The 14,070-nt window shown below is 37.6% G+C and carries 10 protein-coding genes; 5 read left to right on the forward strand and 5 right to left on the reverse strand.

What is annotated here, in order from left to right:
* Nucleotides 1-47 precede the first annotated feature (47 nt).
* A complete protein-coding gene (locus tag AC0L7T_RS17255; protein WP_473336939.1) occupies nt 48-755 on the reverse strand; it encodes a 3-keto-disaccharide hydrolase in 708 nt (235 codons plus the stop codon).
* Between the two features lie 369 nt (nt 756-1,124).
* Nucleotides 1,125-2,684, reverse strand: coding sequence for a neutral/alkaline non-lysosomal ceramidase N-terminal domain-containing protein (locus AC0L7T_RS17260; protein WP_473336941.1), 1,560 nt, complete (start codon nt 2,682-2,684; stop codon nt 1,125-1,127).
* 354 nt (nt 2,685-3,038) lie between these two features.
* Between AC0L7T_RS17260 and AC0L7T_RS17265 the strand changes: the two genes are divergently transcribed.
* The gene (locus AC0L7T_RS17265; RefSeq protein WP_473336942.1) at nt 3,039-4,145 is read left to right on the forward strand and encodes a carbon-nitrogen hydrolase family protein; all 1,107 of its coding nucleotides are present in this window, start codon (nt 3,039-3,041) and stop codon (nt 4,143-4,145) included.
* 255 nt (nt 4,146-4,400) lie between these two features.
* Nucleotides 4,401-5,549 (forward strand): DUF4221 family protein, encoded by a 1,149-nt coding sequence (locus AC0L7T_RS17270; protein ID WP_473336944.1) that lies wholly within the window; start codon nt 4,401-4,403, stop codon nt 5,547-5,549.
* A gap of 121 nt (nt 5,550-5,670) precedes the next feature.
* On the opposite strand, the gene AC0L7T_RS17275 is transcribed toward AC0L7T_RS17270, so the two are convergent.
* Nucleotides 5,671-8,433: an outer membrane beta-barrel protein gene (locus tag AC0L7T_RS17275; protein ID WP_473336945.1), complete on the reverse strand. Its 2,763-nt coding sequence runs from the start codon at nt 8,431-8,433 to the stop codon at nt 5,671-5,673.
* Between the two features lie 632 nt (nt 8,434-9,065).
* Here AC0L7T_RS17275 and AC0L7T_RS17280 point away from each other — a divergent pair.
* Entirely contained in the window at nt 9,066-10,025 is a 960-nt protein-coding gene (locus AC0L7T_RS17280; protein WP_473336947.1) for an amidohydrolase family protein, read from the forward strand.
* 207 nt (nt 10,026-10,232) lie between these two features.
* Here AC0L7T_RS17280 and AC0L7T_RS17285 read toward each other — a convergent pair whose 3' ends face one another.
* Together AC0L7T_RS17285 and AC0L7T_RS17290 are read right to left on the reverse strand one after the other, a co-directional pair.
* A complete protein-coding gene (locus tag AC0L7T_RS17285; RefSeq protein WP_473336949.1) occupies nt 10,233-11,480 on the reverse strand; it encodes a M56 family metallopeptidase in 1,248 nt (415 codons plus the stop codon).
* Entirely contained in the window at nt 11,477-11,842 is a 366-nt protein-coding gene (locus AC0L7T_RS17290) for a BlaI/MecI/CopY family transcriptional regulator (RefSeq protein WP_473336950.1), read from the reverse strand. Before AC0L7T_RS17290 ends, AC0L7T_RS17285 begins: the two co-directional genes overlap by 4 nt.
* Nucleotides 11,843-12,255: 413 nt before the next feature.
* Between AC0L7T_RS17290 and AC0L7T_RS17295 the strand changes: the two genes are divergently transcribed.
* Nucleotides 12,256-12,876 (forward strand): ATP-binding cassette domain-containing protein, encoded by a 621-nt coding sequence (locus AC0L7T_RS17295; protein WP_473336952.1) that lies wholly within the window; start codon nt 12,256-12,258, stop codon nt 12,874-12,876.
* A gap of 5 nt (nt 12,877-12,881) precedes the next feature.
* A complete protein-coding gene (locus AC0L7T_RS17300) occupies nt 12,882-13,955 on the forward strand; it encodes a hypothetical protein (protein ID WP_473336954.1) in 1,074 nt (357 codons plus the stop codon).
* Nucleotides 13,956-14,070 lie beyond the last annotated feature (115 nt).

A 14,070-nucleotide genomic window follows, 5' to 3' on the forward strand; every position in this document is an offset into this window, starting at 1 on the left:
AATAATACTTTTAGCGAACAATAAAGATGGATAAAAGGATTTAGTGATTACTCCCCCAGATAAGGGCTCCCATTGGATATTATCAATGCCTCCATTAGTTCTGACTCGCTATATTTACCTAACTTCACTTCAGGGTTATGTAGTAGTTTTATGGGTCTATATTTCACTACCTGAGAGGGACCGGCATGAACTTGTAAAGCCAAGTATCCTTCTAATTCGCCAGTGGGCTCTTGATAAGCTACGGATAGGGTACCATTGATAGCGGTCCAAATATTATTACCTACAGCCAAAATTTCATAGGTGTTCCATTCGTTTTTCTTAACTGCTGCCTCACCTTTTCCTTCCCAGTGTAATTTCTCCCTACCACTTTCATGGTACAACCTCCCCCATACTCCTTGACCGATATCGGCCTGGTATCCCAATGCTTCCTCACCCATCTTTTGTGAGCGAAACTGAATGCCAGCGTTGGTGGTATTTGGCACCATTTTTACCAACACTTTCAAATAGAAATCCTTCACTTTTTCTTTGTGCCAAATAAATTGATTGTGTACAATTGAGTCTTTGCCCTCCCCTCCTACAATGGAACTATCTGAAACAGACCAATAACTCATATCAGATGAGCTCCAATTGCTTAGGTCATGTCCATTAAACAATGACACTTCCTCCTGTAGGTTGTCTTGCTTACAAGAATTTAAAACAATAACAATTAGGAAAACACCTAATGAACCAAACAAGCGAAGTGCAATATTTACCATAATCAATGAATTGTTTAAAACCAATTTTGCGAAATGAAAAATCATCTCATAGCTCTATGAGAAGTCCCACAGCCGAGGAAAGCATATTTTTCAATTTGAAGATACATTAAATTCACCAAAAATCCTCTGTCAATTTGCTACTTAGCAGCGCCGAAGTCTTGTTTAGTAATTGTAAACGGAGTACATTTTTAATGAAATTGTAATTTCCATGGGATTGGAAGTGTAATTGAAAATCACTCCTGAACGGGCTTAAAACGGTGGCAGAGCGGAGCCGAAGTCAGCGGAACCGAAGCCCACGGTTTCAAATTGTTAGCTATTGGCCGTAATTTCTGGGAATACAATTTATATTGGTCTTGGTTTCTAGATAGATCAATCATAAAATAAATCGATTAAGAGCTTTTGAACTGCTTCCACCAAAAGCTCTCCCCCTCCAGGAGAAAAACGAGCACTGTTTACTTCATATCCACCTTCCAAAAAGGCTTTTCTATCAGGAACATAGCTGATGTTTCCATTGCCGGATTGCTCGCAAACAATAATGTTGGTATATGGTGATTTAAGCCTAATGGCCAAACTCAGTTCCACAAAGGCATCTCCCGGAAAACCAACCAATGCAAGCTCAGTACCTAAACCCATGACTTGTACCTCGCTTATAATTGCCTCTCCATTCTTTGTCAAAGGCACTGTTGTGGTATACTGTTGCCTGGCCTCCTCTACCGTATTGCCTTTCTTTAAATCAAGAATTCTCCATGCCTCCACTACATCTGCGAAGTTTGGAGGATCTGATTTACCAAACCTGTCCAAAATTCCCTCTGCCCATACCACTTTCTGTTGCGCTATATTGGGTATGGGTAATGCTACTTTCATTTTGGCAACTTGAAGGGAATTGATTTCAAGCGGACGAAGCGAGGACAGTGCTTTCAGCACATCAGCTGCCAGGATAGTTCCAATTCGAGCGGATTCTTCGTATTGACTTAGTGAAGAATTGTTTTTCACATCAATATGGTTGATATTCCCAGAATTCCCATTGGTATACACCGTCACCAATTCCTCTCCATACGCCTTCTCCATCAGTTGAGAGACAACCCCTGGAAAATCAGCAGAAAATTGGTTTCCTCCCACAATCGCCGGATGTAAGGCAAAATTCACCAATACCGCTAACGGGCTGTCATCCATCGTCTCAAAAAGCACCACCGACCCCTTTGGATCTACAGGGCCCATTGCGCGTTTGATGAGTGGATTTAGGCGTCCCGGATTGGTCCTAAAGCTCCCATCTTTCATTAAATAGCGGCGGTTAAAATTGACTTTCTCTTCATGAAAATTTCCGATAGAAGCCTTTGCAGGTTGTAGAGATGCCTCTGCCATTTGAATGGCTTTTAACAATTTTCCCGGAAGTTTTTCTAGGTATTCCAGACTCTTTTTTTCTGCTTCCCCACCTATGTTTTTCAAAAATCGTGGATTCATCTGTGGTCCTGCATGACAATGGGTAGCCGTCAAAATAACGTTATCCGCAGGAATTTCTGTTTTATTGGCTATCAATTCCCTGGTTTGAACCACTAACCCATAAGGTAAGCTAATAAGATCCAAAGCTATAAATGCCCCCTTTACCCCGTCGACATCAAAAACCAAAGCTTTTGCAAAAATATCATCATGGACACCTTCTGATATACTGAGCCCATAGGAATTTCCCATAACACTCCCAACTGGAGGAGTAATCTTCAAAGATGCAGCGCCTACTTGTAAAAGTGCCTCAACTCTCAATGGTTTTTTAAGGAACACCGTATTGGCTTGCAAAACAAAGCTACTAAGAAGCAGGAATCCAAGGAAACACAAGCATTGCCTACTGAAATGATTTACTCGAGATGATAAAAAAACCGTTGATTTTCTGAGTATGTTTTTAGAATACAATGTAGAAAAAATCAATATACGCATGCTTTAATTTTTTTAGAATTTTCACTCATTCAGATTTACCAAACGTTGATGGATAAATGACACCTTCTCCTAAAGAGACAGCAATGTCCATTTGAATTGGCTTGGGGTCATTCATAATTCACGCACCCACACCAATTTATAATTGGAATATACGTTAAAATCATCAATAATCAACGGCTAGATTTATCGAAGTTGAATCGATGGCCAAATGGGTATTAAGCAATCCTTTACCAAGGAAAGATAGCGTAGCCAATGTCAACTAACAATCCCCTAATTAGGCCTCCTCTTGCATAAAAAAAACTTTGTACTTTTCTTCAAAGGTTTGAAAAGCTTTGGTAAATTACTATCTCAGAGATGAATGCTCAATTCGGAAACTCAAAACTTAATCAATTTGCCATTCCCATGGATAAAAACACTAATCCCCGTAGAAAATTTTTAAAGACCGCAGCATTGACTTCCGGCATCTCCTCCTTGGGTATTTTGTCAGCCAATAGTCAACCGCTTCCCAACTCAAGCATTCCCGGAAAACTACCACGAGAAGTCTGGGTAGCCGGCATTTCCCAAGAAGGTGTTTATGCGGACACAACTGAAGGCATGTTAGACCGGGTTTTCTCCTTAATGGACAAGGTCATGGTATATCAACCAGACATTATTTGTTTACCCGAGGTTTTCCATACCGCCAACCTAACAAAAAAATATTCCCTATTAGAAAAACTAGCCATTTCCAATACCGTATTAAGTAGGATGGCTTATTTTGCCAAAGAAAACAATTGTTACTTGGTAGTTGCAGTAAACACAGAGGAAAAGGGCAGAATATTTAATTCAGCAGTCTTATTGGACAGAGAAGGGGCTCGCGTTGGGGAGTACCGAAAGATTCACATAACAGAAGAGGAAATAAATAATGGACTTACCCCTGGTCCACTTGATGCTCCTGTGTTCCAAACGGATTTTGGGAAAGTAGGTATGCAGATCTGCTTTGATGTGATGTGGGAAGATGGCTGGCAAAAACTGAAAGACAAAGAAGCTGAAATTGTTTTTTGGCCATCCGCCTATGGAGGTGGTCAGAGCCTTCAGGCAAAGGCCTTACAACATCGATATGTGCTTGCCACCAGCACACGAAAAGGAAGCGCCAAACTCTGGGACATTACTGGCAGTGAACTGGCACAAACGGGATTTTGGGAGAAAAATTGGTATTGTGCCCCTGTGAACCTTGAGAAAGCATTTTTACATACCTGGCCCTTTGTGCGGCATTTTGATCAAATCAAGGAAAAATATGGCCGGAAAATTCGAATCACTAATTTTCATGAGGAGGAGTGGTCCGTCATTGAGAGTCTTTCCCCAGACGTCCTCATTGCAGATATTCTGAAAGAATTTAACCTAAAAACCTATGATCAACATAGGCATGATTCCGAAATGGCTCAAATCAAAGCAAGGAATTCACAGCTTTTGAAGAAAAGTTAAATAATAATAAATCTGTCCTTAGGCCTTTGTTTTACTTTTTACACAGCAAATTTGCTAATATAAAACACCCTAAACCTATACTAATCAACGAATCAATGGTGATTTCGTGGAATCGAGGCCATAGAATTGATGACAGAACTCCAACTACAAAGTAGAGGCCTATTTTTAATTTATTAGTAAGTATATTATAACTAAATTAGACGGTTTGATTAGAATTATTTAACTTCCTACGCTATTCACTTAAAATTCTTTTCTATGCGTTTATTGTTTGTTGGGATTGCTTTTGTCACCTTCTTCAGCTCCTGTAGCAAGAAAACCGAACAAGAAAATGAATTTTCAGATCAGCTTAGTTTTTCCATGGACACCGTTTATGTTGATCCAGGAGATGAAATTCTTTATCTACAAGACAATTTATACCTTACGGATCTTTCAGCAGACAAGAGCTACCTGATCAATTTTAATCGTAAGGATGTTATCGCAGAGCGTATCAACCTGGATGAATTAAAACTTGAAAAACGGATACCTTTTGAAAAGGAAGGACCGAATGGAATACCTGTCTATTTTTCAGGTTTCAGCTTAGACCTTGAAGAGCAGCTAATGGTATGGTCTTATCAATTTTACTCCCTATTTGATCAAAATGCCAAAAAAGTAAGAGATTTAGAACTGGAAAAAATAGCTGTCGATTACCTGTCTGGTTCAGATTTCTATCCAAAAATGTTGTTTGGGGATCCTCAACAGCCTGATCGGCTTTTGGGAGTTTTTATAAATTGGAAAGAAAATGGCTATTTCATTTTAGACTTTGATCTGAAAAGCAAAGAATTTAAAAAAACGGACTTGCCTGAGATAAATAAACTTCAGGAGTACAATACAACTATTTTACTGGATGGAGCATCCGTCGGGAGCTATGGGGCAGCAGTTTACACCATCTCCACAATTGGTAAAATTATCCTAACCAACAATTCTTTTAATGAGGCGGTAATTTATGACACAAACAAAGACAGTACTTATGTAAAAAGCTGGAATACGCCGATTTTAGGAGCCAAAAAAAATTACATTCCTCCCAAACAGGTTGATTATTCTTCGGGCGAAAGAGAAGAGGTAATGAGAAATTCGATGGAGGAGATTAATTATGGAAAACTGATTTGGGATGAAACACAAAAAAGGTTTTATCGATTCTCTAACAAACAACAGTTTGGAGAGGAAAAAACCAAGAGTGGTAGATACATTGCTACTGGAGCAGATGTTTACCTTAATATTTTTGATGAAGACTTGAATATACTGGCCGAATCATTGGTCCCCCAACTAAATGCCCCACCAAAAAAACATTTTGTCAAAGATGGGAAGATCTGGATATTTGAAAATATAGAAGATGAAATGGCGTTCTTTCGGTTAGGAATAGAGTAATTTAAAAATAAATCAAATAAATATTGCTTGATCGGAAATAATAGGACCATCAGTATCATAAGGCAAACCCTATCTGAGCAAATTCTCAGATAGCGAATTGTTAAATACCACTTGGACCGGTTTAAGGCATAGCTCCTTGACCAAAACTTCTTAAATTATAAGTCAATGACAACATGAAAAATTGCTGCAATACCTGAGTTCTCTCATTTTCAATGTAGACATCCGTAACATTCCTGTTGATACTCGTGTTTTGGTTTAACAAATCAAAAACTGTCATTTTTAATTCGAACTTCTGACTAGGTGGAAACCTGTATCCCAAATCGGCATTCATCAACCAAACTGATTGGTCAAAATCTTCTCCCAAACCGGTATACCACTGGTTGTTTACATTGGTGCTTACAAAAAATCCCCAGGCAAAATTCCAGTATAGATCCAGACTTGTACTTTGCGTATAATAGTTGTTATCCAGGCTTTCTTGCAAGCTACTTCTCACTATATTGTAATTTCCTCTGGTAGAAATATTAAAATCTAAATCTTCTCCTAAATTACTACTGATACCAACTCCCGGCCCCAGACCAATATTTCTATTAAAATTGGTCTGCCCGTTAATTATTCCAGGCTGATTGCTGAAGTTTGCTCTGGCACTCAGATCGAGGTTGCTTTTGATAAATTTCAGAGGGAATCCAAATGAAAAATAACTGCGAAGGTCCCAATATTTATCAAGGTTTTCAGGTCTACTTAATTGCCCACCTTGCCTTAGCAACACATCCCCTTGAATTAAGGTATCCTTAGTGGCAATATAAGTTGCATTTCCCAGGTAGTTAGACCTCACTGATCCCCCCATGTACATAAAAAATGATCTGGACGTTTCTGGGTCTACATTTCTAATCCTTGTATACAATCTGTGCTCATATTCTTGCTCTAAGTCTGGATTACCAATTGAAATTTGAATGGGGTTGCTGTTGTCTATTACATCTTGTAACTGTCTTACTGAAGGCGCATCAGTATCACCCCGATAATAAACTCTAATATTGGTATTTTCATTCACGTCATACATGAAAACCATTCTTGGAACAAAATTTTTAAAGGTTCGATTGGTGTTTTCAAACCCAGGAAATAGGCGATCACTGTCTAAAATAGATACCTGATAATCAAATGAAGAATAAACCCTTATTTTATCTTTATTGTAACTATACCCTAATCCTACTTCATGCTGTAGATAAGTGTTTTCAAATTCATTGGTTAAGGTAGAATCCAATTCAAATAGATTGGACTCCATTTCTCTTTGTGCTACCTCCTGTTTCGTCGTTCCAATATCATTCCCAACTTCATATTCCACTCTTAGTTGAGAGTGATCTCCAATAGGCTCAGTATATTCAACTTCTAATTCATAATTGAAGGAATTTGCGTTGCTTAGGGAATTTTGGATTAGACTGTCCAAATTATTTGTCTGAAAATCCCTGTTTACAGAAACCAATCTGGAATTACTATTGGAATCGCTCAAACGAGTATCGAATTGGGTAGACAACGTTCTCCCCTCTTTATTGAATTTGTACCGGTAAATGAAGTCATTTAAAAAGCTGAAAGATTCATTCGTTGAGTTGGTGATATTTTGCGTTTCATTAATGGGGGTACTAGGGGTAAAAAGATTTTGAGCACTTAACCTGCTGTTGGCCGATCCCTTTTCATATCTCAACCTGGGCCTCCATATGATGGCATGTTTTTCAGATATATCATAATCCAGCCTTAGGTCTAAACGATGATTTTGGTTATAATTTTTGTCATTTCTAATTTCATCGTATAGTTGTAGACTATCGCTGGAAAGAATGTATTCACGTGATGAGTTTTGATTCAGGAAATTTGTGCTTTCATTGAAAAAATAGCTCCCTGTAATTTTCGCTTTACCCTCGTCAAACTTATCGGTGAAGTTAATTCCCACGGCATTGGTATTGGTAACACCTGGTTGTTCACCTGTGGTAAGGGGATTGCTATTCCTTCCTCTGCCACCTCTTCTATCATCGCCTCCACCAAATGCACCTGTGAGGTCATCCGCTGAGAAATTTTGTTGATTGATATTGTTACTTAGCCCTAAAATGGTCAGTCGCTGCGCACCATTGAAAAAATTAACACTCCCTCCTACCAAATAATTATTATCTGAGCCATAGCCCGCAAACATTCTTCCAAATTCCCCTCCTCTTTTTTCTTTTTTGGTAATGATATTGATGGTTTTTATGGTTTCGCCATCATCAAAGCCTGTCAATTGGGACTGAACACTAAGTTGATCTAAAAATTCTATTCTATCGATGATTTCAACAGGAAGGTTTTGCATGGCCATGGCTGGATCATCTCCAAAGAAAGGCTCCCCATCCACTAAAACCTGCCCTACTGTTTCCCCCTGGACTTCAATTGTATTCCCCTGCATCACTACACCCGGCATTTTCCGGATCAACTCCCCAGCACTAGCCTGAGGTCTGGTTTTAAATGCATTTGCATTTAAAGAGACAGTATCTCCTTTCATTTCCCCTGCTAGCGTAGCTGCTTCAATTTCATAAGTCTCCAACAAACTGCCCTCTTCAACCATCTCAAATGTCCCTAAATCGCTACCTGATGGTGTCGCTATTGCCTTTTCAAAATCTTCAAATCCAATAAAGCTGATAGTTAGCACAAAGGATGAAACTTTGGGTTTGGCAAAATGAAAATGTCCTTTATCATCTGTGAAAGTATTGGCCAAAGTGTCTCCAGCTGTATTTTTCACGAAAACATAAGCCCCTGGTAATGTTTCACTCGTCTCTTTATCCTGCACTTTCCCCCTAAGATTATTTTGCGATCTTAAATTTCCGTGTATAAAGAAAAGAATAAAAATAAATAATACAATTTTATTCATAATAACTTAGAATTAGTTGTAATAATCTATAATTAAATCTAAAGGATGGCATACAAATATACAAAAATCAACATAATTTTTAGTTAATTTTATATAAGTGGAATTGTAATTGATTAAACGGGAAATGGCCCTTATAAGATTAAATTTCCTGATAAAATCAATGGTTAATTTTGAATTTTAAAAAAACACACTCTTTCAAATAATTTTTTGACTCAAAAAATCCGAAATCTATTTTAAGAATGATTGCCAAATTTCTAAGGGATATGAAGGTGTAATTGCGAAATACAACAAAAGGGAGATTAGAAACATTGGCGGTTTAGAAACGCTGCCTGAGCGGAGATCGATAATCATTAAGTATAGAAGTACTGGTGGATCGGAGCCGAAGCCTTAGTTTCTGAATCCTAAATGGTTAACCATTAAATATAAAATTTCAAATTACTCCAACACAGGAACATTAGGGTCCAGAAACGGCCTCAAAACGAAGTAGTAGGATTATTTAACGACATCAATACACCACTTATACAATTACTTCCATATTTCTAGTGTAAAAACAAACGTGTTATCTCACTTTCTTTGTATTTATGTAAAAATATCCTATAATTCAATATTAATTTACACTGACACCAGCAACTATGCAAAGAAGGGATTTGATTAAAAAACTTGCGCTTTTGCCATTAATGGGAAATATGGGGTTTAATGAAACACTATTGCCTCCAAATCTGGATAAAGCGCAAAAAAATCGTTTAATCATCGATACCCACGTAGAAACCTGGAATTTTGATGAGCGATTCCCCTTTAAGCATCCTGAAAATCCCAACTTAAAAGTATCCATAGAAGCACCTATAGAAAATCAGATAAAACAAATGGCGGACTTTGGGCTTCGCTATGGCGTTTTAATAAACCCTCGTTATTATGGCTGGGACAATTCCTATATGGCCAACTGCCTAAAAACCTATCCTAACCATTTTGTAGCGCATGGTTTACTTAATCCCGAAGACCCTAAAATTTTGGAAAATTTAAAGTATTGGGTTAAGGAACATGGATTTCAGGGAATGCGGTTCAGTCCCATTTATGATCCAAAATCAACCTGGCTGAATTCACCTGAGCATTATCCATTATGGAAAGAAGCAGAAAAGTTGGGTGTGGTGTTCAACTATTACATTCTCCCCCATCAAATGCCAATGTTGGAAGACATGGCGGAAAGGTTTCCAGGAGTAAAAATTGTAATTGACCATGCGGGGAAACCAGACCTGAAAGCTGCGGATTGTTGGGAAGAGTTTAGAAAAATGTTCGCATTAAAACGTTTTCCACAGGTTTGGATAAGCAATTCTGAACCTTATGAAATGTCAGAAATAAAAAAATATCCGTATGAGGATACCCTACCATTTTACAAGGCCATCTACGAAGAATTTGGTCCCGACCAACTTATTTGGGGCACAGGCTATCCCTTCCCAAGGTGGGAATTGCCAATGGATCAGGAATTGGAATTTGTGGACAAATACTGCTCCTTTTACAGCGAACATGACAGAGAATTACTTCTTGGGAAAAATGCCCTGAAAATATGGAAATTCCCAAATAGTAATCAAAGCTGAAATAAGAAATAGACGCTCTGTAGCGTTATTTATCCATACCATTATGAATCCACAAAATAGGAAGGTGCAATTCCTCATCTTTATTGATGACCTCATGGTCTCAGGTAAATTTTGAATGGTGAGCATCAATTTCTACATTGACAAAAAAACAAAACCTTCTACGATCAGATCGTAGAAGGTTTCAAATTTTTTTAGCCTTCAAATTGGTCAACAGGCTCCTTCTTTATCCTTTCTCCATGAAACACCAAGATACTGTTGGATCGCATCTATTTTCGGTTTCCCAGCTACCTTAATATCCGCATCATTATTATCACTGGGCAACCCATCGCTCCATTTTTCACCTTCCCATATATCGTATTCCGTCGCATTCCCATCATAACTAATAATGGTCAATTTATTGCCATTTATATTCCATTTCCCTTCCTCCTTAGTTGCACCATTTGGATCAATAAAATGATAGGTATTGTCTTCATTCATTATAAGTTTGCTTTCCATAAAGCGAATGGTATCTCCTTCAATCAAGTCATTTATATTTTGACCTTCACTCAACTTGAATTCAAAATCTGATCGGAACCCCATAACCTTTTCTATAGGTGCTGCCTTATTACAGGACATTATGCCAAGCATGATTACCAATAACGGTAGTCCAATAAAATACTTCCACTTTTCTACATTTGTCGATTTTCGTTTGTTCATCATGACAATTCTGTTTTTGATTTGAAATTGATTAAACCCATGAAACAGTGGGTTGAGTTGATATTTAGCTAAATTATTGACCAAAAGCCTACAATAAGCTTTTACGCCTAAATCCTGGATCACTTTATTATCTGCCTGGTATTCGTGAACCTCTCTTAAAGCACGTTCAATCAAGTATACAAAAGGATTAATCCACAGGAGGGATTTCACAAAATGTAGGAAGAGAAGATCCCAGGAATGTCCCTGACGAACATGTTCTGATTCATGCAGAAGAATTTGTAGATGCGCATTGCTTTTATAGTCAAACTCGGGCATCAGAATCTTATTGAAAATAGAGGAGGGTTTAAAATCTGGACGGATATAAACCTTTATACCATTAAATGATTGAACTGTAGCACTTTTAATCTTTCTGAATACCAATAAAGTACCCACCCAAAAAATTAAAAGTTTTGACACGGCTACACTTAAATAAAGGTATCCGATTAGCTCAAATAGTGAAGTGGTTGGTAAAGCATTGGATACATGTTCAATGCTTTCAACTGGATTTATAGAAATAATAAATTCTTGTACAGGAACTGTATTTTGGAAAGAAAGATCAATATCAAGTATGGGGAATATCAAGGACAATACTACACCTGCGAGCAGGAAAAGCCTGTTCCATCTGAAAAAAGTAAGGTTCCTGAGAAAAAGCCTATATACCATCCAAACCAAGGCCAAACCTATACTTGCTTCCAACAGAAAATTCCAAAATGGACTCATAATTTGCCTCCCTTTTCTATCAATTTGTTTACCTCCTCCAATTCTTTGCTTGTCAGTTTCTTTTCGTTTACCAGAAAAGACAATACATTATCGACCGAGCCTTCAAAAAAATCCTTTATGATGTTATTGAACTTTTTCCTTTTGTATTCCGCCTCTAAAATCTTTACAAAATACTCATGGGTCTTACCATATGTTTTATGCCCAAGGTATTCCTTTTTTTCCAATGACTTAATGGTAGAGGCCAACGTGGTATAAGGTGGTTTAGGTTCGGGAAGTTGATCCAAGATGTCTCGGACAATTCCCCTTTTAACCTTCCAAAACACGCGCATTGCCTGCTCCTCCTGTGGTATCAAATCTTCCATAATTCAAATATAATCTTCAAAAACCAGAAAACCTACGGCCTAATCATTTTATTACGATACCATCGTAGATTAATTTATTTATACTAGGAGTCGTTTAACCATCTCCTACTTTTTTGCTTTAATTATAATCAATTGCTTACTCAAAATTTATCACACATTCGAGGCCACTGATAGTCAAAGTCGGGTAGTTAGCTTGGGTCAAGGTTTTGTCAGGACCGATGAAATAAAAATTACAACACTGCCAAAATTGTATCGTTTCTATATAGTGTACATCTGAATCCCAGCCTTTTGGCTATATTAGAAATACCAGATAACCACCTGATTACAAATGCTTTATTAAGTAAAAGTTAATCTATTAAAATATTACACTTTAAGACAATTGGCACAAAGTATATTTAAATTATATTCACAAAATGCTTGAGATTCAACACTTCTTAAAAAAATACCCAACTGGATTTCAATTAGAAATTGATTCCCTATTTCTGGAAGAAGGAATTCATTTGATCCAAGGTGAAAATGGGGCCGGTAAATCCACGCTTTTTAAAGCAATAGCAGGCATTCAAACCTTTCAAGGGAAAATACTATTAGAAAAAATAGACCTTAAAAAAGATCCCTTGACATTCAGGAGAAAAGTCAATTATGCTGAAGCAGAACCTATTTACCCCGAATTTCTGAGTTTGAATGAGCTCATCTTGTTTGTTGCCAAAGCAAAAAAAGCTTCAAGAGATCAAATTGAATATTTGAAATCGACCTTTGGCGTATCCGACTTTATGGTAAACCCTGTCGCAACCTATTCATCAGGGATGCTTAAAAAGGCGTCTTTACTGTTGGCATTTTTAGGCAATCCAAAGTTGATCATCCTCGATGAACCATTCACTACCATTGACAGGGCCTCTCAGGAAAACCTAATCGATTTGGTAAAGCTTGGAATGTCAAAGGGTGTTAATTTTTTGATTTCCTCCCATCAAACGGAATTTATCAATTTGATCTCATTTGACTCTGTACATACCATTTCTAAGGGAAGGATTCTATAGCTCCTATGAAAAATTTATTTGTAAAAGCTTTTGTCAGCCCATTTTACAAGGCTTTTTTTGGCTTTTTTGTAGTTGTTTTTATTGTATTGGGCCTTTTAATGGAAGCGCCTCAGCACATCAAGATTGGTGAAAGGATATTACAAAACCCTATTGCTTTCGCTGCCTTGCTTTTTTTATTTTTAAGCTATGGCTGGCTCCAATACCGCTTCCACATAAAATTAATCCAAGGGCTTAAATACCGGGTATTTCACCAGTTAGCACTTTTTAATGCCAAAGATTTTTCCAGGTATCAATTGCGCGTCTGGGTTTACAACCACTTGTTACTACTTTTTTATGCCTCCTTTTTAACTTATCTGGCCATAGTAAATGGCTATTGGTTTCAACCTTTTATCCTCTGGTTTTTGCTAGGTGTTATGTTTTTCGCCCATAAAAACTTATTGTTTTCCATGCTTTCTCGGCCATTACCCGATCAAAAATTTATTCAATTAAAGCCTTTTGGTCTAAAATCCATCCCTCTAAAAAGAACTTACTGGTTGATCGTACATCTAAAAGAACACAGACCTCTTCTCCTGTTGGCATCCAAGATCTTCCAATTGATTTTACTTCAATTATTCTTTTATTCCTATACAACAGATACCTACGATGAAAGGTGGTTACAATTTGGAATGCTCTGTGCAGTAGTTATCAACTTCCCCATTTGGTTGGAGAAAAAAGAATTTGAACAAGGGAAATTAGCCTATTTTCTTAATCTACCTCGTCCTTTCCTTCGAAAGGCCTGGCTTCACTTTTACAGTACCCTTCAAATTCTCGCTCCTGAACTTTTGTATTTGTTGATTCATTTTCCAGACCTCCCAGACACTAAGCTGGCTCTTTCATTGTTATTACTGCTCATTTCCTTGAACCTTGGATTATATGCATTGATCAATGCTAAAACAGCAGGTGTCTACTTGCCCAGAAATACAGTCATAAGTTTCTTTTCACTTTTTTTCCTGATCATATTTGGTTTTCCTGCTCTGCTAATTTCAGCGCTAGGATTGTCCGCTTTCCTAATATCCAACCATTCCGCTTATAAGCAATGATTAACGGCAAAGAGAAAACGAACCAGAGAATGAGCGGAGTCGAAGTCTTAGTATTCGGATCGTAACCAGTTATCAATTGGTAATGGAATTACAAATTCCAAAAGATAAGAAGGTG

This window comes from Cyclobacterium sp. 10D3-21 (assembly GCF_055809755.1).